Annotated in this window: 17 protein-coding genes; 9 read left to right on the plus strand and 8 right to left on the minus strand. The window is 51.5% G+C overall.

Features of this window, described 5'->3' with window-relative positions:
- Positions 1–328: 328 nt before the first annotated feature.
- Complete coding sequence (locus AAGJ81_14270; protein MEM0967308.1) at positions 329–1,180, minus strand: universal stress protein; 852 nt, start codon at positions 1,178–1,180, stop codon at positions 329–331.
- On the minus strand, positions 1,177–2,466 hold the full coding sequence (locus AAGJ81_14275; protein ID MEM0967309.1) for a glucose-1-phosphate adenylyltransferase: 1,290 nt from the start codon (positions 2,464–2,466) through the stop codon (positions 1,177–1,179). Before AAGJ81_14275 ends, AAGJ81_14270 begins: the two co-directional genes overlap by 4 nt.
- 96 nt (positions 2,467–2,562) lie before the next feature.
- On the opposite strand from AAGJ81_14275, the gene glmS reads away from it, so the two are divergent.
- A complete protein-coding gene (glmS, locus tag AAGJ81_14280) occupies positions 2,563–4,416 on the plus strand; it encodes a glutamine--fructose-6-phosphate transaminase (isomerizing) (GenBank protein ID MEM0967310.1) in 1,854 nt (617 codons plus the stop codon).
- Here glmS and AAGJ81_14285 read toward each other — a convergent pair.
- Complete coding sequence (locus tag AAGJ81_14285; protein ID MEM0967311.1) at positions 4,403–6,094, minus strand: mechanosensitive ion channel family protein; 1,692 nt, start codon at positions 6,092–6,094, stop codon at positions 4,403–4,405. The genes glmS and AAGJ81_14285 overlap by 14 nt on opposite strands.
- Before the next feature lie 556 nt (positions 6,095–6,650).
- On the opposite strand from AAGJ81_14285, the gene AAGJ81_14290 reads away from it, so the two are divergent.
- From AAGJ81_14290 to AAGJ81_14305, 4 genes are all read left to right on the plus strand, one after another.
- A complete protein-coding gene (locus AAGJ81_14290) occupies positions 6,651–7,109 on the plus strand; it encodes a hypothetical protein (protein ID MEM0967312.1) in 459 nt (152 codons plus the stop codon).
- Positions 7,110–7,369: 260 nt separating this feature from the next.
- Positions 7,370–11,170, plus strand: a complete 3,801-nt coding sequence (locus AAGJ81_14295; GenBank protein MEM0967313.1) for a DUF5060 domain-containing protein — start codon at positions 7,370–7,372, stop codon at positions 11,168–11,170.
- A gap of 70 nt (positions 11,171–11,240) precedes the next feature.
- Positions 11,241–11,696: a hypothetical protein gene (locus tag AAGJ81_14300; GenBank protein MEM0967314.1), complete on the plus strand. Its 456-nt coding sequence runs from the start codon at positions 11,241–11,243 to the stop codon at positions 11,694–11,696.
- Positions 11,697–11,784: 88 nt separating this feature from the next.
- Complete coding sequence (locus AAGJ81_14305; GenBank protein ID MEM0967315.1) at positions 11,785–12,225, plus strand: hypothetical protein; 441 nt, start codon at positions 11,785–11,787, stop codon at positions 12,223–12,225.
- A 67-nt stretch (positions 12,226–12,292) separates the two neighbouring features.
- Here AAGJ81_14305 and AAGJ81_14310 read toward each other — a convergent pair whose 3' ends face one another.
- A complete protein-coding gene (locus AAGJ81_14310; GenBank protein ID MEM0967316.1) occupies positions 12,293–13,909 on the minus strand; it encodes an endonuclease/exonuclease/phosphatase family protein in 1,617 nt (538 codons plus the stop codon).
- A gap of 31 nt (positions 13,910–13,940) precedes the next feature.
- Positions 13,941–14,345 (minus strand): hypothetical protein, encoded by a 405-nt coding sequence (locus tag AAGJ81_14315; protein MEM0967317.1) that lies wholly within the window; start codon positions 14,343–14,345, stop codon positions 13,941–13,943.
- A gap of 201 nt (positions 14,346–14,546) precedes the next feature.
- Between AAGJ81_14315 and AAGJ81_14320 the strand changes: the two genes are divergently transcribed.
- Together AAGJ81_14320 and AAGJ81_14325 are read left to right on the plus strand one after the other, a co-directional pair.
- Positions 14,547–15,191: a hypothetical protein gene (locus AAGJ81_14320; protein ID MEM0967318.1), complete on the plus strand. Its 645-nt coding sequence runs from the start codon at positions 14,547–14,549 to the stop codon at positions 15,189–15,191.
- A 51-nt stretch (positions 15,192–15,242) separates the two neighbouring features.
- Entirely contained in the window at positions 15,243–16,532 is a 1,290-nt protein-coding gene (locus AAGJ81_14325; protein MEM0967319.1) for an MFS transporter, read from the plus strand.
- Here AAGJ81_14325 and AAGJ81_14330 read toward each other — a convergent pair.
- From AAGJ81_14330 to AAGJ81_14340, 3 genes are all read right to left on the minus strand, one after another.
- Positions 16,529–17,290, minus strand: a complete 762-nt coding sequence (locus AAGJ81_14330) for a DUF4198 domain-containing protein (protein ID MEM0967320.1) — start codon at positions 17,288–17,290, stop codon at positions 16,529–16,531. The genes AAGJ81_14325 and AAGJ81_14330 overlap by 4 nt on opposite strands.
- Positions 17,291–17,433: 143 nt before the next feature.
- The gene (locus tag AAGJ81_14335; GenBank protein ID MEM0967321.1) at positions 17,434–18,918 is read right to left on the minus strand and encodes an FAD-binding oxidoreductase; all 1,485 of its coding nucleotides are present in this window, start codon (positions 18,916–18,918) and stop codon (positions 17,434–17,436) included.
- Entirely contained in the window at positions 18,902–19,345 is a 444-nt protein-coding gene (locus tag AAGJ81_14340) for a hypothetical protein (protein MEM0967322.1), read from the minus strand. The genes AAGJ81_14335 and AAGJ81_14340 overlap by 17 nt, the downstream gene beginning before the upstream one ends.
- A 245-nt stretch (positions 19,346–19,590) precedes the next feature.
- On the opposite strand from AAGJ81_14340, the gene AAGJ81_14345 reads away from it, so the two are divergent.
- Positions 19,591–20,484, plus strand: coding sequence for a hypothetical protein (locus tag AAGJ81_14345; GenBank protein MEM0967323.1), 894 nt, complete (start codon positions 19,591–19,593; stop codon positions 20,482–20,484).
- Between the two features lie 188 nt (positions 20,485–20,672).
- The gene (locus tag AAGJ81_14350) at positions 20,673–21,839 is read left to right on the plus strand and encodes a patatin-like phospholipase family protein (protein ID MEM0967324.1); all 1,167 of its coding nucleotides are present in this window, start codon (positions 20,673–20,675) and stop codon (positions 21,837–21,839) included.
- The last annotated feature ends 283 nt before the right edge of the window (positions 21,840–22,122 follow it).

Raw genomic sequence — 22,122 nt, forward strand, 5'->3', positions numbered from 1 at the left:
AACGAGGCGGAGCGACGCGCTGCGCACTAGAAGTGCGTGAGCGTCGCTCGAACGCTGTTGCGGCTCAAAAGCAGCCAGTCCTCTGGATGGGGTTAAACTGAGAGTTCGCTGCGTTAGCTTGGTGTTCACGGGCTTCAGCCCACTACACACCAAGCCGCCTTGCGCTGCTCTCATTTTAAATCCCACCTGACGGTTCAACCTAATCGCAAAATGCTCTAAAAACTCCCCGTTTGTAGTGCGCAGTTCCTGACCGGGCTCGTCGGGCGGAAATGGGATGAGGATTTATTTCAAAGACGCCCGGCTTGCCGGAGCCTGCGCCCCACCAACTTCAATGAAAGCAGAGAACAGGGATCTTGCACCGGCGAAGGGTTTCGGTCGTTGTGCTACCAATCAAAAATCGCCGGATTCTCGTATGCCCGTATGCACCCATCAGCAAAAGGTCGATGCTCAGTCTTTCCACGTAGTCTGCGATTGCATCCTCGGCCAACCCTCCAAGCATCTCGGTTTGGACCTGGTAACCCGCCTCCTGTAACGCGGCTTCAGCGACTTTGATACGATCCGCTACTTTGTCACCCTGGTCTTCACCTTCAGCAACGGCTAAAAGGTGTAAAGGAAATGGCTTGAGCCAATCCGAATGTAGGAGAAAGTCCATGAGCTTTTGACAGCTCGCACCGTCATCGAAAGCAAACGCCACCTTATGAACTGGTCGGAACTCTCGGTTGGTCACCAAACAAGGTCGACTGCTTAAACGAACCACTCTTTCAAGAGTCGAACCAATATGATCCATCGCATATTCTGCTGACTCTCCTCTTTTCCCGAGAACGACCAGATCAAAGTCCTTTTCAAACGACTCAATCGAATCAACAAGGAGACCGGTCATAGTCTCAAAGCTCACTTCTTCAGTGACACCCTCCTCTGCCAACGTTTTTCGGGTAAACTCCTCTAACAGTTTGGCCTTCTCGGACTCCATCTCCTGAACACTGGAGACGAGGCTCTGGTAAGGCTGAATCCCTAGACTACCTCCGAAATCCATAACTGCCGGCACTTCAAACCGTCTGAGATCCGAAACATACAAGGCCGTAACCGAAGCACCCGTTGACAGGGAGGTCCAAGCAGCATAGCGCGCCGCCTCCCGTGAATAGGAGGACCCGTCCGTGCAAAGAAGGATTTTGCTAATCATCGTAGGATAAAGCCTGGAGGAACAGTCGTCTTCTTCGGGACCACCAGAATGCCGTCGCGGATGACGATACCGTCTTTTGCGTAGTTCTCTGGCAGTCCTGTAGGATCCAGCGTTACGCCTTCTCCGATTCGAGCATTCTTATCAATGATCGCATTCCTGATCGTGCAATTGCGTCCCACACCAACCGGGATCTCACTAAGAGAATCATCGCTCTCAAAATCCTCGCCACGTCCATTTTCGAATGCGTCCGATCCCATCATGACCACGTTTTCCAAGGTCGAGCCCTCTTCGACAACAGAACGGACACCAATCACCGCCCGTTTAAGCGAACAGCGCGAAAGAATACATCCGTCGGCTATGATCGTGCGCTCGATCCTTGCACCATTGATCTTTGTCGCCGGGAGATAACGCGCCCGCGAGTAGATTCGATTCTCTTCATCAAAAAAATTGAAGGGCGGAACCTCATCGGTTAACCTGAGGTTGGCCTCAAAAAAAGCGGCAACCGTCCCGATGTCTTCCCAATACCCGTCGAAGATGTAACCGTGGAGTTTCTTTTTTCCTAAGAGTTCAGGGATTATTTCCTTTCCGAAATCCGTGTGGGACGACTTTAGAGCTTCCCGTAACACCCCTACATTGAACAAGTAGAGACCCATTGAAGCCAGGCAGACGTCCTCTTTGTGCTCGCCATCAAGGGACGCCTTTAACTTTTTGCTAATCACCAAACTCTCAATCAAGGACGCCTCTTTCGGTTTCTCTACGAACTCAGCAATCGAAAGATCATCCTCCACCCTCATGAGACCAAAAGCAGGCGCCTGTTCTTTGGAAACCGTTGTCGCCGAAACAGTAATGTCTGCATTGCCTTCAACATGCTGCCTGATCATGGGGTTAAAATCCATGCGGTAGAGCTGATCACCGGAGAGAATGAGGATCAGATCCGAATCTCGAATACCAAAGTGCATGAGGTTTTGCCGAACGGCGTCGGCCGTCCCCTGATACCATGAATCCCCGGATTCCGTTTGCTCTGCTGAGAGGATATCCACAAAACCTCCGCCGAACGGATCAAACTTGTAGGACTCCTGAATGTGCCTATGAAGGGAGGCGGTGTTGAATTGGCTCAGGACGTAAATCTGGTTCAGTCCGGAATTGAGACAGTTGCTTATCGGAATGTCTACCAAGCGGTATTTACCCGCGAGAGGGACCGCTGGCTTACAACGCCTTTGCGTCAACGGCCGAAGCCTCGTTCCGCGGCCGCCTCCCATGATGACCGAAATAATTCGTTTCCGCATGGGGCGAAACGCTACTTGAACAGACTCGAAAGTTCCAGCATCATTTCTGGTTTGTCATTCATCTTTTGGTGATATTCTCACCACTGCTTTAACATCATGTGTGGAATTGTCGGATACATCGGTAACAAACAAGCCAGCCCCATTCTATTGAGGGGATTGAAACGCCTTGAGTATCGGGGCTACGACAGTGCCGGTGTTGCGATCCGTGACGACGAGGGTATCCGTCAAGTGCGTCGCGTTGGCCGGGTCCAGAGCCTTTCGACTGCCCTGCAGTCCGATCCACTGAAAGGCACGATCGGCATATCCCACACTCGTTGGGCTACTCATGGGGGGGTCTCAGAACACAATGCCCACCCACATATTAGTTCCGATGGAAAGTTCTCCCTCGTTCATAATGGGGTGATCGAGAACTTCTCCAGCATGAAGCATTTTCTGGAGGACAAGGGTTACTCGTTCTCCTCGGAAACTGACTCCGAAGCACTCGTCAATCTGATTGCCTATCACTACGCCAAGGAACCGGAAAACGGCTCAGGTGAAAGCCGTTTTCTAAGGAGCGTGCGTAAAGCTCTTCTCCACGTCGAGGGAACCTACGGGATCGCGGTCATTTGTATTGACTATCCCGATGTTATGATCGGTGCCCGTCTAGGCTCACCGCTAATTGTAGGCCTAGGAAAAGATGAAAATTTCATCGCCAGCGATGTCGGGGCTCTGGTCGGTGCGACCCTCAACGTGATCTACCTCAATGATGGCGAGCTGGTCGAGCTTTCGAGAGACAATTACCAGGTCATCACTGCCGATGAGGAGTTGGTCGATGCCATCATCCATCAAGTCGATTGGGAGGTCGAAGACTCCGAGAAGGGAGACTTCCGGCATTTCATGCTCAAAGAGATTTTTGAGCAGCCGCGAGCACTTGAAAACGCAATGCGAGGACGGTTCTCCAAGGATGAAAGCTCTGCCAAGTTTGGTGGACTCAACATCGATGTCAGGGAACTCCGACAGGTCGAAAGGATTGTATTTTGCGGTTGCGGCACGGCCTGGCACGCCTGTCTAATCGCTGAGTACCTGATAGAAAAGTACGCCCGAATTCCGGTCGAGGTGGAATACGCGTCTGAATTTCGCTACCGAAACGCACCGCTCGATAGAGATACGTTGATCTTCGTAGTGAGCCAGTCCGGCGAAACGATTGATACTTTGGCGGCTCTGCGTGAGGCGAAGCGCAAGGGCTACCGAACCCTCGCTATCAACAATGTAGTCGGATCCACGATTGCCCGAGAGGCCGACGGTGGAATCTATCAACATGCCGGGCCAGAAATCGGTGTTGCCTCCACAAAAGCATTCACCTCGCAGCTTGTTCTCGTTTCGATGGTCGCTCTCTATTTTGGTCGCATCCGCGATCTCAGCTTTAGTGCCGGCCGCAATTTCGTCCAGTCATTGCGGGAGCTCCCAAGCAAGGTCGAGGAAACGCTTAAGCTGAACGATCAAATCAAGTCAGTTGCCGAGAAATACGCGCAGCACGAGGACTGCCTTTTCCTTGGAAGACAGTTGATGTTTCCGGTGGCGCTCGAAGGGGCTTTGAAGCTGAAGGAAATCTCCTACATCCATGCCGAGGGCTATCCAGCCGCCGAAATGAAGCACGGGCCTATCGCTCTGATCTCCGAGGGATGTCCGTCCGTCTTTCTCGTCGAGGGCGGAGAGATTTTCCAGAAGACGATCGCTAACATGCAGGAGGTGAAAGCACGAAAAGGTAAAGTGATTGCGATCGCCACCGAAGACTGCGACATCCCGGATGGACTAGTCGATGACTTGATCGTTGTTCCCAGCGCAACCGATCCTGCACTACCCATTATCATGAGTGTTCCCCTCCAACTTCTCAGCTACCACATTGCCGTCGCAAGGGATTGCGATGTGGACAAGCCGCGAAATCTGGCCAAGTCGGTTACTGTGGAGTAGGCGAAGTTCTCTCCTCAGTTTCCTTTCGCACCGAGACCTCAGTTGCTGGAGCCGCCAAGCGCACGCCCTCCTCTTCCAAACGTTTAAGGATAACTAAAGTGGTTTTCTCCAACCACTCATTGTAATCCCAGAATGCAGGAGGGTGATACCAGATGAGAACTTTTACGTAAATCCCATCCCGACCGATCCCATCAACGATGACCCGCGGCGGGAAATCCTCATTCTCCCCTTCATGGTTCTCCAAAGACTCTCGGAAGATGGCCAACGCCGTTTCAAGCTCTTCTGCAGTCGTATCCAAAGCGAGGGCAAATTGCATCACTTTGCGAATGTGAGGTCGGCGGCTAATGTTCTCGATTTCAGCCTTTGCCACCGTCTCATTCGGGATCGTGGTTACATGACCATTGAGAAGGTTCAATCGTGTCGAGCGAATGCCAATGTCACCAACCACCCCGTCGAAACCCAAAGCAAGAATTCGATCTCCTGCTTCGAAGGGCTTATCGAGCAAAATCATCATACTGCCCACCATGTCCTTAATCGCCGCCTGCGCTCCAAGTGCGAGAGCCAATCCCCCCACTCCGGCACCGGCAATCAGGGTTGTCATAGGAATTCCGAGACTGTTTCCACCCTCGATTAGGACCACGACAGCCGCGACTATGGTAAGGAGCCGGCCGACAAGACGCACAAGAAGCGGATCAATGCCTTGAGAGGTCTTCGCGGCCGAAGAGGCAGCTACCTCGATGAATCGGTAACCAATCCCGAAGACCGCCATCACCATTGCGACGATAGCGACAACGTTCAGAGAGAAATTTGTCACCGACAATAAATCGCCGTAAATCGATAGCCCCTCATTGATGAACTTCTTCACCAGCATTGGAATCATCACAGCTCCAATCGGAAATACCATTGAAAGGAAGAATCCAAACCGATGACGGTCGTGGTCAAGACGCCGGGAAATCCTACCGAGCTTGAATAAAAGCCACGTCAAAAAGAGCCCGAAGAAAATCGAAACCAAGTAGCCAATCCACTGCCAAACCACCAATCCAAAGAAATTCTTCTGAAAGGAAACCGGAAGTGCTTGGACCAACGATCTCATCCACGCTTTGCCCGGTTCGTGACGCAGGTTTTCGTAGAAGCCCTCAAGCGCATCGTCGTTGTAGGGGAGGTCTTTAATTCGGTCATAGGAGCGATCAATTCGATCCAGAGTTCCTGGTGAGAATAGATACTCCCCTGCTCGCGGTCCCTCAGCTACTTTGCGAATCGTGATCTGGGTCCCCGGAAGGGTCCAACGATCCGGTAATTCCAAATCGTCTGCTCCAGGAACCTCCTCCAAGGGAGGAAGTTGCACGCGGTCGAGAATTTCCCTCAGCTTAAGCGCTTTCTCACGACTTGTCTGCCGGAGAATCACTTTCGGAATTTCGCTGACATCGAGAGTGTCGAGTGTCTTCTCCACTTCCCACCCGATATCAATATTGGATTTCTTCCCTTCCCGACGGTCCTTCAGTGCATCAGCCAGAATCTCTGTCCCTAAAAGAAAAGACTCTAGTGTTCCCCTCGGAGATGAGGTGTCTGCAGGAGCAAGAGGACCGTCAGAAACGTCCGACGCCAACGTGCACACAAAGCAGGAAAGGAAAAGGACCGAAATCCTCCAAACATACCCGAAACGTGGCGCCCAAATCATGTATCTCCTGCTGGCCATTGAGACAGAACCCTCTCGAACACAAAAAGATACCTACCGAAGAGCAACCTCAGAATGCATCTGCCCAAGAGGGCAGGTGTGATTAGAGCCACGGGGTAATATGGAAACCACACCACTCCACCGGGGCAGACAAGTCCGCGCTCCTCAACACCGCCACAATGGAGCGCGGGCTTGCTTCAGTCCGCATCGGTGCCATAAGCCCGACACCCCGCACTTTAAATTATACCCCAAGAGGGCCGAGAAAGGCTCTGAGACCTGAATCATGGCTGAGGGACTTTTCTACCCTAAACCGAATAAGAACCGGTCGAATAGGCTGATGATTGTTATTAAACCGCGCCTCATACAAAGCATGATCGCAAAAATCGAAATCGAAGTCGGTATCACTATCGAAACCCGATTTCGGTCCCGACATCGAAACCCAAGTATGTTCTCTTTAAGTAGCGAATGAACACTGATTTCCATGGGCCTTTTCACCAGCACAAAGAGTCCTGTTTACAAATATCAGTAAACTCTCTACTGTTACGGTTCACAAAAGCTAATGACCCCCGCTTTCATTCTTTGCTCCCTCATCGCAGGTGCCCTCGGTGCTGTCGCCATGAGTTATTCGATGCGGCTAATCAGTCGATTGGGAGGCGGTGACGAGGTGGACATGGTGATCGCGCTTGGCTCTTTCTTCTCACGCACGAAGAAAAATGCCACTCAATTCGGTTTGGGCATCCATCTCGGTTCGGGTCTCTTGTTTGGGGTAATCTACGGACTCCTGTTCTCCGCCATCGGAATCACTCACCTCTTTCCCGTTGTGTTTGTCGGAATCGGATTCGGAATTCTCCACGGCCTCGGTATGGCCTACGTTCTCATGATCTACATGGCGGAGAAACATCCACTCGAAGAATTTCGCGAGGTCTCTCTCATTATAGGAGCCATCCATTTCTTTGGACACATCGTTTACGGAGCCGTGGTCGGTGTGGTGATCGGGGTTGGAACGAGCCTAACCTGAGGTTCTACTTGTTTTACAGGTTTAAAACCTGGTTCCCTTCTTTTCTACGGCGCAGGGACGTGAGGCCATATCTCCTTACCTCCAGGTCGATACGATCACCCTTTTTTGGTGGGGAGCAAACCCCACGTTCTCAGCAGCACTCCCGGTTTGTAACTGATTCCATGTAAGTATGTGAAAGAAATGAGAATCATCCGTAGAATCTAAACAAGGATTGCTCGAGTGCCAGGGTTGGATTAGACACTATCTCAAACTCTGATTGTATGCGCCTAGACCGGTATATTCGAGTCAGTCCCTTGATCTTGCTTCCTGCGATTGTCTTAGGGCAATCGATCACCATCAGCACGGATCCTATGAGGTGGCATGCAGTCACTCTCGACTTAGAGGCGATCTCCTCCAGCGAGACAGCCAATCCGAATCCGTTTACTGAATACCGTTTCAATGTCGATTTCACAGGCCCCGAGGGACAAACATTTCGTATTCCCGGATACTTTGCAACGGATGGGCAAGGCGGGGATTCCGGAGACATCTGGAGAGCTCATCTAAGCCCTGATTCGGTCGGCGAGTGGTCCTACCGCACCTCCTTTCGCGAGGGATCTCAAATTGCGGTAAGAACGGATGAAAACGCCGGGACACCGGTAGCCGCCTATGACGGCCTGAGTGGTACGTTTACCGTAACCGAGTCGGACAAAACGGGAGAGGACTTTCGCGCCCCGGACCGCGGTATGCTGGTCAACCGGGGTCACCACTACCTCACTTTCGGAGGGAGCGGTAAGCCATACGTATACGCCGGTCCCGGCATACCGGAAAACCTACTCGGCTACCGAGGTTTTACCAACACCACCATCGGGATCGGTCACGAATTTGCTGTCCATGAAAGCGATTGGAACGTCGGAGATCCGGATTGGGGAAACGGCGATGGTCGCGCTCTGATTGGAGCTATAAACTACATTGCCGAAGAGGGAGGCAACGCCATCTATATCATGAGCAACACTATTGGCGGAGACGGGAAGGACGTGTTTCCTCATCCAACGCCCAACGATGACAAAGACCGCTACGATCTCCTCAAGCTCGACCAGTGGGACATCGCTCTTTCCCATGCCCAATCCTTGGGGATCTTTATCCATCTCCACCTCGCCGAACACGAGAGCGGAAACATGAACTACTACGGCGCTGCCGATTCGGATCTAAGAAAGCTCTACTTCCGAATGCTCATCGCGCGATTTGGCCACTACAACGGGCTAAAGTGGAACATCATGGAGGAGACCGAGTGGTCGGCCAACGAGCGGACCGTCCAAGCGGCCTATCTGAAAGCGGTCGACCCCTACGATCATCCGGTGACCTATCAAGTCGGCGGTGCAGGAATCCCCTTCAACACCTACACCAACCATTATGGCGACCCCAACTTCGACAACGGTTCTTTCCAGGGGAGCAACAGCAGCGTTTCTCTCTACAATGTGATCAACCAATACCGCGATGCTTCGGCCGCGGCAGGCGAGCCGTGGACGATCACCTGGGACGAGCCACAAAAGATCGAGAATAACAACGATTTCGATGTCGGCTATCCACTGGGTCGTCGCCAGAAGATGTGGCCGGCCCTTACCGCAGGTGCCTCGGGTTTTATGTGGTACATTCAACAGGACGGCGGCGGCCACGGCTTCGACCAGAGAATTGAAGACTTCTCGATTATGAAAGATGCCTTCAACTGGTGTCGGGCGATTCGCGCATTCTTTGAACCCCTTCCCCTTCTCGAAATGGTGCCCAACAAGGATCTCGCCACCGCTTCCCAAGGGGACGCGTTCGTCCTTATGAAAGAAGGCGAAGTCTACGCAATCTTCTCAGAAGACGTCGGAACCGGTCTTACCCTTGACCTCACCGGAGTGTCCGGACAGTTCGACGTTCGTTGGTACAACCCACGAACCGGCAGCTATCACAATGGAGCAATCACGGAAGTAACCGCAGGGTCCGTCGTCAGCCTAGGCTCTGCACCTTCCGAAACCGATCAGGACTGGGCCGTCCTCGTCGAAAACACAGCCAGCCGATCCATCCTTTTCGTCATTGGAGGAGAGGGCACGGCAGGAGGACCAGAGTGTGGAGGTGCACTCGGAACGAATGTAGCGTGCAAAAGCGAGCACCGGGGATCGATCTTCAACACATCCACCAGCAATGGTAACCACGGTTGGGCGCAAATGGCGGACCTTCTCCTCACCGAAGGCTTCTCTCTCACGGAAATTGAGGAAGGAGCTTGGGACACGCCGGCCCCCGTTGACTTCGAAAACCTCGACCTCACCCTCTACGGAGCCATCATCCTCGGCTCCAACAATAATCTCAGCTACACCGAGTCTCAAATCGACGCGATCGAGCAATACGTTCGCTCAGGCGGAGCAGTGCTTTTTATTTCGGATGCCAACTTTGGCCCAACAAACACGACCGCCATGCAAAGCGATCAACTCTTTATGGATCGCTTTGGCCTAACAATGAATCGGGATGCCGGCACCTACACACTGGATCGATCCAGCGATTTCACGGCATCTGGCCTCCCGCATCCGATTCTCGACGGAGTCAATCAATTCGATGGTGAAGGAGTCTCGCCGATTACGATCGATGATTCGCTCCCCTTGGGTGCGAGCTATTCCGTTTTGGCTGTACCTCAAAATGTGTCACCGCCGGGTGGAGGATCGCGCGCAGTTACGAGTAACGACGGCGTCATCGTAGCCGGTTATCTCGATGAAGGGCGCGTGGTAGGCTTCTTTGACCGTAATACCTTTTTCAACGAAAATGGGGCGGGAAGCGATGTCTTGAAAAATGACAACGCCCAGCTGGCGGTAAACCTGTTCACCTGGCTTCTTCAGGGAGACCCTTCATCGACAAACTCTCCACCGACCGTCGATGCCGGAGACAATCAATCCCTCCTCCTTCCCGTAAACACTGCGGTCCTTGAGGGATCCGCGTCGGACTCCGACGACGATCCCCTCACGTACCATTGGACCGGTCCGACGGGTGTGTATTTCGCAGACGATACCGATCCACAGAGCGCAGCCACCTTTGATTCCCCGGGCACCTATGTCCTCACCCTCTCCGTCAGCGATGGAATGAATCCAATCCAGTCGGGATCGGTTACTATTACCGTGGGATCTCTCTTCGTCCCGGCCGATGGCTTCCAAGAGAACGGGGGAGTCGTCTCCATGGAAGCAGAGAGCGGAATCCCCGGAGCCAACTGGATCATTCGGGAGGACCAAAACTACCCTGCGATCACTGCTTCCGGCGGTTCGTTTATCGAGATCAATCCCTCCCAGAATCGGCTGACCCTATCGATCACCAGTGCGGATCCAGACGACATCATCAGCTATCCCTTTACGATTGAAACGGACGGCGACTATCGATTCTGGATGCGTTTTCTCACCACCAGCAATCAGGACGACTCCTTTTTCTGGCGGATCGATGACGGACCTTGGACGATAAAGAACGATGAATTCGGAATGGGTGCCTGGTATTCAGTCGACATCCCTGAAGACGGTTCGTTCGTCGGCGAGCACGTCCTTCAAATCACCTACCGTGAAAACGGCACCTTTCTCGACAAATTCGTCATTCAGCTCGCAGACGCTCCTTCTCCCGACGCAGAATCGGGCGACGGACCACCGGAAACACTGACTCCCGGCGGAGTTTCATTCCTTTCCTTTCAAAACCAATACTTTGGCCAAAATCCGGACCCGCAGCAGGCCGGTGAAGCCATCGATTTTGAGAAAGATGGAATTCCGAACGTGTTTGAGCATCTGTTCGGACTCTCCCCTACCGTTGCGGACGGAAACTTATCTCCTGTCACAATCGACCTCGCCAGTTCAGGAACGGGAATGACCCTCTCCTTTGATCGCTATCAGCTCGCGACGGGATACTACCTCGAGGTGGAACACTCCCATGATCTCGCCACATGGAACCGCTTAGTGATCACCAATTCCGATTTCTCGGTAGAAACGATCAACGGAGACTATGATCGATACTCTATCTCCTTGCCCACAGACGGATCGATAGGAAACTTTCTTAGACTGAAAGCAGTGGCAGATTAAGGTAGGTCTCCTTTTCGTCGCAGATTCGGTCTAGTGCGGACTGAAACCTTATTTGCAAAAACAACGTCCAATGTCCTACAGAGAAAAAACTCCCACCGTCGTTTCAATTCTGACCCGTCGTCTCAAAGATGGATACACATTCGATGACTTTCAAAAAGCCCATGTTCCCGACGGCGATCATTACCAAAAACTCGAAAACGGCCATCAGGTGAATTTCTTCACCCTTCCCACACGGGTCATCAATGCTGTGAGCTACAAAGATCCGAGGGTGATCATTTCCATCGGTTTCAGTTACGGTGACGGAGAGAGCATTTTTGCGGACGCTATGGCAGGGGCGGCCAATGACAAAGCCCGAGTGGATCGACTCAATGAAATCTGCGAAAAAATCGAGGAGACTAAATTTGGTCACGTCGGGAACGACAACAACTACGGTGGCAGTGGCGTCGATCACGAGCAGGCTCCCCTTCTCGATGTTTCGAACCAAGATGTCTTCGCAGCGATTCAAGCAGCCCTCGGGGGTAAGTAGATAGTGCCTCAGCTTTTGGTTGAACGGGCTCCCACGCTTGCTCCCGGCGAACCATCAAAAGCTACCTTAATCGAAGTTCTTTGAAAAAATGAAAAAATTCATAACCGCAGTTTTTCTCCTAATTTTCTCGGGAAAGGTTCATGCTATGAGCTGGATCATACCAGACCCAATCACCTACGAGTGGACCATTGAAACAGCGACCAAAAGTCAAATCCCGAAATTCAGTGCAAATGATGTGACGGTTAGTCAGTTAATTGACGGACTTAGCGATGACATGGTCTTTCCTTTAAGAATCGAAGCTCTTGGGATTGCTAAAGAAAAATTAGAAAACAAAGTCACGATCAAAAGAGAACAAATCGCGTGGATTGAAATTGTCGCCCTGATCGCCGATGAAATCGAAGCCGACATTGTAATCACGAAAGGCGGAGTCGTTCTTGTGCCCGCAACTCTGAAGGTAGAGAAGGTAGAACCAGACCCAGACAACCTGATAGTAGTCCCTGATAATCCTTTTAATCAGCAGAACAACTGAGCCTCACGCACGAGTTATCCAGTCCCCGCATTCCTCAACGCAAAGTGCGGAACGCTTCTCGAGTTCACTAATTGGCTGACTCAACAACGATTCTGTAGAATCCACCCGTTCCGAGACTTTCGAGCGGGAGTGATACCTCGCCGCTAATCCCCTCGATCGACCAATCCAATTCTCTCCAATCGTCAAGGTCGTCCGAGACCAGTAAAGAATACTTGCTTCCTGTAACGGCAGTCCAAGTCAAAAAACCGGAGTGGCCATCCTGAATGGTTAGCCTTACCTCCTGTTGATCCCCAAAATTCGATGGTGAAGTGCCTGACCGGTATTCCTCTAGATTCGATAACGAATCACTATCAAAATTGCCTGAATCGGTTTCCGCCCGATCACCAAAGTAGAAGACTTCCCACAGATCAGGCAGCGAATCTCCATCGGTGTTGAAACCAAGATCAAAGACCAGCGGTAGGTGATCTGATGGCTGCGTGTCTTTATAGATAAAGGAATTTACTGCGACGATTCCCTCAGTTAGAAAACACCAATCCAACCTTCCCGGAGAAAATGAGCTCGACGGGTTTTCCCACGTCGTAAACCTGTTTTCATTAAGGTGCAGAACCTTCTGCCTGACCGAGGCAGTGTCGGACTCGAAATCCACAATCTGGCTCGAATCCTCGCGAACGAAATTGCAATCCCCAACCGTAACGATCGGGATATCCGCTGCTACTCCGGCGATCAAACCAGACCTAATGGCCTGGATGAAGTTCGTGATCGTCCCGAGCTCAAAGCCGCGCCCAAAAACGTTCGAGCAACACGGCAAATGGACACAGATCAGCAACAAGTCCTGACTATTCGAAACCCGAAGCTGCGCAGCAACGTTTCCGTCCAAATTCCAATCATTGACCATCGGGAACCGCGATACAATCTGGCAACCAGAGTTACTGGCCATTGCCACAAAACGCGGGTCAATCGCCCTCATCCAGGTCAAGCTGTCTCCATCGCTTTCCTGCAATGCCAGAACGTCAGGAGCCAAAAAACTGATTTCACTCCCAAATCGGCTACTACGGGAGCTGCTCTGAAGTCCATCGCGAAGAACGTTGTAAGAAACCAGCCGGAGATCAGAGAACGGACTTCGATCTGCTGATCGGCTGACCACCAAGTCAGCGTCCTCAAGAGTGAATCCAAGAGTTTCCAGAAATCCGATGGTCGTATACTCAATGGTTACCGACGCCGATGGCCCAGGAAAGTAGTCCCTCGAAACCCTGATCTCAAACTCATCCGAATCAATCGTAGGCGCCGCGATAAATCCAAAAGCCGCATGCCGAGCGGTGCTCTTTTGAGAACCGTTCGCGCTGTAAAGCGCCGCGGACCGACTTCCGGCACTCCAACGAATTTCGGCCCCATCCCTGCCCGTCGCAGGATCATCGTCCGTATCAAAATAGAGATTAATCCCAAAGTTCTCCTGAAAAACGGTCTCTTCAGATATTTTAAAATAGAGATACACGTAGTCTGAGTCACTCGCAGCCCGTATCGTCTCTCTACCCTTCTGCTCGGGCCAATCAGTGAAATCGCTATCAATTATGATTGGTAACTTCGGGACCGCCGCAAATGCGGATACTGTCGTTATGAAAACCAAAGTAAACGAACGAAAACATTTAAGGATATACCCTTCAAAAACTACCTTTTCCCCCTTCACCAGACTCCTTCGATCTTTGAACCAAATACTACTACGGACCCGCTAACATCTGAATCACCTTCTGGATCGGGCTCCAGTAAGACTGCATCGCCAACTCTGCAACGGTGTAGGACAAAACACTGACAAAGACTGCGCAAACCAGGTATTTGGTTTTATCTTTCGAACGGAAGACAGCAAATACAAGTGCGACGGTAACCGCGGTAAACCCGGAATAAATCGCGAGGTGGTAAGTCGTAAAGATCTGGGTAGTACTAGGCACCTTTGCACCCGCGAGCATTCCGTTCAAAATCAATCCAAACTCTTCGCCCCTTCCAAGAACGCTTAAAAGTCGTAGGTTGGAGGCAATCAGGAAAGCGATAACAAGGACAAGGATCGTCCGTGTAAGCACAGCCATCTGTTTCTTCAGGTCACCAATCTGATCGCTTTCATCAACCACGCTAGGTGGAGAAAAACCCCGACAGGCAGCAGAAACAAGTTAAACCACTCCAAAAGCTTGGGACCATCGATCTGCGTAAACTGTAAAAACTCTCCTTTACCCGTGCATCCGAAGCCGAAGCTTGACCCCCTATCCGCAATCCGTTGCCTCTGACACATGCAGAGCTGCTGTCCTCTTCCGTCAAAGCGCTTCACGAGAAACGTGATTTTCCTGATTATTCTTTCGGTGTTTTTTTGCGCCCCTTCGAGTCAGGCAATCATCCAACTGAATCTTGTCGAAACGCCCAGCGGAGTCCACGCGTCCTACAGCGGAACGTGGGATGTTACCTTCACAGGCAATCCTGGTGGAACTGGCACCCGACCAGAACCTGCGAGTGTGGTCGCCGATTTCTTTGGGATACTCTTCTTGATGAACGGATCTCCAAACAATTCCTTTTCCCAGTATGAGTACGGTGAAAGTGGACTGATCGCTTTCCCAACCGAAGGCGTATTCACCGTCAATCCACCCTCCAGTCAGATCGTATTCTCTGACAATTCTCCCGTTGGAACACCCCCTAGGGATTCCTTTGGACTATTGATTGACCCCGATGTGGACCGAATCGAGTTCTTTGGCCCGTCTTCGGGCAGCTGGGTTGAGGGCGACTCGCTCAGTGGCTCTGCCTTCTATGCGGGTGCTACCCTCGGCGACCTTGGTCTGATCCCGGAAAGCGGGGGCTTCACCGCAGGAGGCCAGACACTCAATTACGATTTCTCTATTATCCCGGAACCTTCTTCCTTCGGATTTCTGATGAGCCTTTTCGGGTTGAGCATCGTCCTCGGAATTCGAAGGCGTGATCGCGATGCATAGAGCATGGAGCGTCTCGCCAAAATCCCGGCTACAGCCTAGAGCAGTCAGCGGATGAATCGATCTTCCAGCGAACGGAAACGCATCATTGCCGGATCGGTCGGCAACGTTCTTGAGTGGTTCGACTTTGCCTCATACGGCTTTTTTGCTGCCGTTATCGGGGAACAATTCTTTCCTTCCGACGACCCGACAATCTCAATCATCGCGGCGTTTGCTGTCTTTGCCTCAGGCTTTCTAGCCCGCCCACTGGGTGCGATGTTCTTTGGCCATCTTGGGGACAAGCGTGGCCGGGCGGTGGTGCTTCAGGCGTCGGTGATTCTGATGGGAGTTTCGACACTCCTGATCGGATGTCTTCCCAACTATGCAACGATTGGGATTGCTGCACCAATCCTACTGACTGTGTTGAGAGTCGCCCAGGGTTTCTCGGTGGGAGGTGAATACATGGGGTCGATTATCTACCTTGTCGAGCGAGCCCCGGCCAAAAAGCGTGGCTTCGTAGGCTCTTGGGTGAACGTGGGGGCTACCCTCGGATTTCTCCTTGGCTCAGGACTGGGAGCCCTAATCTCCGGTATCGTTTCTGAAGAGGCGCTCGCTTCGTGGGGATGGAGAGTCCCATTTCTTCTAGGCGTAGGCATCGCACTGTTCGCCGCTGTTTTCCGACGCCACATGACGGAGGAACCGGGATTGGCAAGTGCCTCGGAAGAGAAGATTCCGTTGATAGCTGCCGTGCGCCTAGAGTGGCGAACGATGCTGCGGATCGCAGGACTGGTTCTCATGGCAAACATCGGTTTCTACATGATGTTTGTATACGTCACGACCTACCTTGCCGAGCAGGTAGGCGTTTCGATGGCAAGAGCACTCGAAATCGATACAGTTGCCATGGGGACGCTCGTAATAATCGTTCCGATAACCGCGTGGCTCAGCGATCGGATCGGGCGTAAGCCGGTTTTGCTAGTTTCTTCCATTGGCTGCGCGGTGCTTTCTCTACCGCTTTTCATGGTGATCCACCACGATGACACTCTGTTGATCTTTCTTGGTCAGCTCGCCTTTGCGATCCTTCTCGGCGGTGCCTTTGGGGCCAACTCAGCAGCCATCGTTGAGCTGACCAAGGTGCGCTATCGCTGTACGGTGATTTCTGTGGCGTACAATGTGTCGGTCGCCATCTTCGGGGGGACGACTCCGCTTGTTGCCGCCTGGTTAATCCGCAATACCGGCCAAGACCTGGTGCCTGCCCTCTACCTCACACTGGGAGCAATCATCACGGCTATCACCGTTTTGACGATGCCAGAAACCTATCGGCGGGACATCACGCCGACAAAAACCGAACCGGAATCCTTGTCTTAGTTACTGAGGCTGTCGGCGTAGATCCAGATCAGTCCATCGAGCTCGACCGGCACCTCTTTGCCATCCGGTGCTTTCATCGTCTCCTCAGGAAGCGAAATCGCAGACAAGCCCCACCACCCTGCGACAGGCAATGAGACAGTGAACATGCCGACTCCATCGGTGTAGAGAGTAGCAACATCATGCAGTTCACTCAGCTCTGGAAGCTTTTCGGAACCCCTTGCAAGAGTGATTTCGACCTTCACGTGTGGAGCGGGTTTACCATCCACAAAGACCATAGCGGAAAAGCTGCTACCCGCCCAAAGCCCGTAGGGCCGGGAGAGAGGAACAATTTCGATCGGCAGGCCGACAGGTTTATTCCATGCACCTTCTATTCCACCAGCGTTAACCACTACTTTCGAAGTCTGCTTTATGAACAGACCCTCCTCGGACTCATAAAAGGGAGCACCTTTCGCCACGACCGTGTAGTCACCAGGACCCTTCACATCAAAAGAGGTAAAATACTTGGAGTTCCCGTCATCTTTAACGGTAAGACCTGTAGTGTTTCCATCCGGGTCCAGCACCGTAACCTCGGTTGGCGCGTCTGCCTTCAACACAACGCCGTAATAGGGGTGACCGAACAGAATGTCCAAACCGACCTCGCCACCATCGGCATTGAAATAGAGTGCCTTGGCGGGCAACAACTCAAGGAAGTGGGCCTGAGAGGAGACCCCAAAGGTGAAGAGAAGGGGCAGAACAAGAGCAGATCTAAGTTTCTTCATGGGTCCCTACTCAAATACCCCTGAATTGAGTTCGCAAGGATGGAAAAGAACAGGATCTTCAGAAATCCGCGCAACCATGAACCAGAAAACTGAAATCCCCCTACTGAAAGCCGGCACCAATGGTCCTACGACGCTTCTCTCACTTAGGTCGATTGAAACATCACTTGGTAGTGTCGGTACCAGTCGGAGGTAAATCGTTCTTCCGGATCGTATTCCTTTTTGAGTCTTAAGAACTCTGGAAACTGTGGGTATGCGGCAAGAACTTGATCCTTTCTCGCCCACCGGTGGTAGGTCAGATAATAAGAACCTCCGAGGGCAAGTGCCTCATCGATCAGACGGCGGAAATCGTCCTTTGCTTTCGCCAGTCCTTCTTCCGTGTGGATGACATGCAGGTTGAAAATGATGCAGGCATAATCCTCCTTCGCCCACGCTAGAAAACTTTCCGTGTCCTTTTCAATGATTCGGATGGTCCCATAGATAATATCCATGTCCTGCTCGAGAGCAGCAGCTCGGGCGTTCTCCATGAAACTGCCCAACTCGCTTCGAGGCACGTAAAGTTCGCTGATCATGAGTGAGGACCTGAACGGATGACCCATCGCCTCATTCAGCAAGACGTTTTGATTCTCGAGGTAAGTGCTCAGCTGGTGTTGATCGGACCAGTAAATCTGCCCGTCTGTCTGAAGGTAGTAATCCCGGTAATTTTTGAAAGCCTCACCCTTATCCACATGCGCCAAAAGATAGAGCTTTTGCCACTGTTCCAGATTCAACATCTGGCGTTGGGTCGACGGAAACGCATCGGCGGCGGCTGGCTTGTAGCAGGAAAAGACTCCCATCCTCATGAACCCTTCGGCAGACTCATCAGTCATATACTGGAGATCCCCGAACAAATAGCCATCTGCGATACGGGCCTCAATCGCCGGAACCAAATCTGCAACGGGCCTGGTTGTAACCACCCTTTCGACGGTAATTCGATCAGTCAGACGAAGACCCACGGTCGTGATGACGCCGAAAAGGCCGTATCCACCGATGGCAAGTCCGAAAAGCCCAGCATTCCTTTGGCGGCTACACTCAAGCTCCTCACCACTTGCAGTGACAATCGTGAATGACTCTACGTCCTCGATGATCGGGCGGCTGATGAGCCCGCGCCCGTGGATGTTTGAAGACAGTGCACCCGCCAGAGTCATTTCGTCCGCTCCGGTTTGTTTTTGGATAATGCTCAGCTCGGGAGCATGTTCATTCAACCAATCGATGAGTTTGGGCCAAGTGATTCCTGCTTCTACGTGAACGACCTTTTGCTCCCGGTCGAGCCCAATGACTCGATTCAACGAACAGACATCGATGAGTACCGTCCTACTACCAAACTGTTGACCCCCCATCGAATGCCGCGAGCCACAAAGACTTACCTGTTCACCCGAGGCAGTTGTCTCCGACAGAATCCGACTTAGCTGCTGAATCGTTGACGGTTTCTTAATTGCAAGAACCTCAGTCGAATTGAGCTGGGAATGTACATCATTGATCGTCGTCGAGGCAATGTCCGCCCATGACCTGCCTGTAATGAACAAGGGTGATACCGAAACCACCGTTCCCAGCTTACCAACTAGTTTTAGAAACTCACGTCGTCTTTGCATTTTGCAAATGAAAGGTTCCCATCGTTACAAAGAATGAAGCCAGCACAAGGTGGAAGAACGAAGGTATGGTGAATTGGAACCAAACGGGAGATTGCTCAACGCTAAGGCCAATAATCAGCCTGGTAAACATAACGAGGAAGTAGATCCCCCCAAACGTCGACAACGCGACACCGATCTTAATGGAAGGCGTAATCTTCTTTTTGAACCAACGGTAGAGTATCCAAAAAAATGCACCGATCATGATAATTTGAATCCCGAACAAGAGCGGATACGGAAGTGCCCCGCTTGCCCATCGGTCAAACCCGGGCAGGAATCCAACCGGACGAACCCACTGGAGTAGCTGGGCAAAGACCCGGAAACAAAAGAGTCCAAGAAGCACCATTAGGACAACGGCGTGTCTCCTTTGGGAGTCTTTAGTGACAGCCATGACGTTGAAAATTTTGGCGACAAGCCTAATAACTAGGCATTTCATTCAAATCACTCAATAGCCACTTTCCTCACACCAGCAGATTCTAAGAAAAAATGAAGAGCTCGAGGCGACATCAGTTTCACTAACTGCGTCTCAGAGTTTTCGAATTGACCTGTCGAGCCCGTCGTTGAAACGATCCGTAGTTAATTGTCGCCTTTGTTTTATAGATGAACACCGACTTCGGTAGCTAAGAGAAAGCCCCCATGCCGCTTTCATCCAAGGCAGTCCAACATCGTGTTCGATACTACCTGAGCCGCACTCTCTCGAGCAGGAGCAACAACCTGAAAAAGGCTCCCATTCCTTTATATTGGTGGATCAACCGCAAAAACTTTGGGGACGCACTCAGTCCTTTGGTTGTGAGTTACCTGACCGGACGTGAGGTCCGGTGGACTCCAGTATATGCTGCCAGCCTGTTTGCGATCGGCTCGATCTATGGATGGGTCTGTCGAAAAAACCATAAGAGACGCAGCAATCTGCATGTTTGGGGGTCCGGTTTGAAAAAGCCGTCAGAAATGGTACATCGACCCACGCGAATCACCCACCATCTGGTTCGGGGTCCTCTGACGGCAGCTGAGGCAGGCGATGAAAAACTTCCGTTCGGAGATCCGGGAGTCTTAGCACCGGACGTGTTTCAGTTATCCAAGGCCCGTGACGCAAAAGGATTCGGTCTCATTCCTCATATCTTCGATTGGTCCCGCAAGGGCTACATCAACTCCCTGGCATCGATTCCCGGTTGCAGATTGATTGACTTTCGATCAGACGATTGTCGCTCAATCATTCAGGAAGTCGCGTCTTGTGAAAGAGTGTACTCAAGTAGCTTGCACGGACTCATCCTAGCGGACGCTCTTGGCCTCCCAAACTTTCGCTTCGAGGGTCCTGATCCAGACTATAAATTCTTGGATTATGGATTATCTGTAGGTCGCGATCTCGAAGTACCCGTAAACCTCGCAGAACACATCAAACAAACCAGGCTGTCTTCAGTCGAGACCGCCCATTTTGAGAACCTTTCTCGTTTGAAGAAGACCGTTGCTGAGTCCTTTCCCTATGACGTATTTGGAGGTGACCAAGCGATCGCAGCCAATTTAGCAGCAAGATAGTCCCCATTGCTCTCCACCTCGTAATTTGGTTCACAGAGGGACTGGAACGCAATCCTCGCTTTTTCTTCAAAATACCTGCTTCGCCTTTTGCTACATTTCTAACTACGAGCAAACGTGGAACTAGGCTCTTGTAAATCAATTGAAACGTCCGCGAACTTAGTAACAGGAACCATCAACCTACCCGCAATATGTCAGCAAAAAGAAAATCTCTCACAAGAACGGCATTCAAGGTTATCCTAGTGATTTTTGTAGTCGCTCTGGTGATTGCAGGGACACTGATCGCGACGTTCGCGGTTACAAAAAGGACCGACATCAAGCAAAGCAAGTTACCTGCATATGGCGAGGAATCGATATCAGCCAAACCACAAAACTCTTTAACTCAAAAAGAACAGGTCAACGTGCTGTCAATTGATGGAGGAGCGCTCCTTGGGTTAGCTGAACTCGAAGTTTTGATCGCCTTGGAGAAAATCACCGGACGACAGACCTACGAACTCTTCGATGTCGTTGCAGGTTCTTCTACTGGTGCAATTATCTCCTCACTATTGTTTCTACCGACCGAGAAAACCGGAAAACCAATGACCGCTGAACAGGCAAGAGAAGAGTTCGTTCGCCTTTCCAGCTCTGTCTTTGAGCACTCACGAATTCGGAAACTGATCACTCTGAATGGTCTCATAGCACCAAGATTCAGCAGTGCCGGACGTATTGAAGCATCAAAAGATCTATTTAAAGACGCGACTTTCTCTGAGCTACTAAGGCCGACGATCTTTCCGGCTCTGCTACAGAATAATGATGACCCGCATCTGTTTCGGAATTGGAAGGATTCCGATCAGTCTCTCATGGTGGCGTCACTGGTCCCAGCGGTAACAAGTGCTGAAGGTCTATTTCCGGCTATTGAGTTGATTGGATATGGGGAAACTTCAAGTTTAGTGAACGATCCCGTTTTGGTTTTGAACTCTCCAGGCCACGTAGCCTACCTCGAAGCGAGAGATCTTTATCCTGAAGCGAAGAAGTTTGTAATCGTTACAGTAACGACTCACTTCCGAAACGTGGTCGGCGCGGACCTTCAAAGACACGGTGGTGAGCTCTCATGGATACGGCCTGCAATTGCAATTTCCCGCCAGAGCCAGAAATACATTTCCCAAATGGCCCTAGACGCCCATGCACGATTTGAATCAGAGGTCAAAATAGAGAATTTTCTTCTCTCGCCTGACATTGACGGGGTGGGTTCCGATGCATTTATCTCAACCCCAGAGACCGTTCAAATGATCGATGAAGCCGGATTAAAGTTTATTGAGAATCATCAGAAGCTGCTGGATCAAGTCGCGAAAGCACTTATCGCTTCAAACGCTCCATAGGAGTTCACACTCTCTACTTTTTCGACTACTCGTACTCGATCAGTGCGAAACGACTACAATTTCGGGTTCTAGGCCCATAAAAAGTGCTTACTGACCACTGGGTAAACACACCAGCAGATTGCATGCAGCTCATTCTGCGCCCGATTCGGAGCCAAACCGCTATGCGACGCTCCTTCAGTGGTCATAGGTCGGCGCGCTGATCTCACGCTTGCAGCAGGCTTCATTCACACTCGTGCGGTCACTGTCATGACGGATGCGGATGATCTGTTCAGTTATTTTACGT

It is taken from the genome of Verrucomicrobiota bacterium, from assembly GCA_038744685.1.
Lineage (GTDB): Bacteria > Verrucomicrobiota > Verrucomicrobiia > Opitutales > Puniceicoccaceae > Puniceicoccus.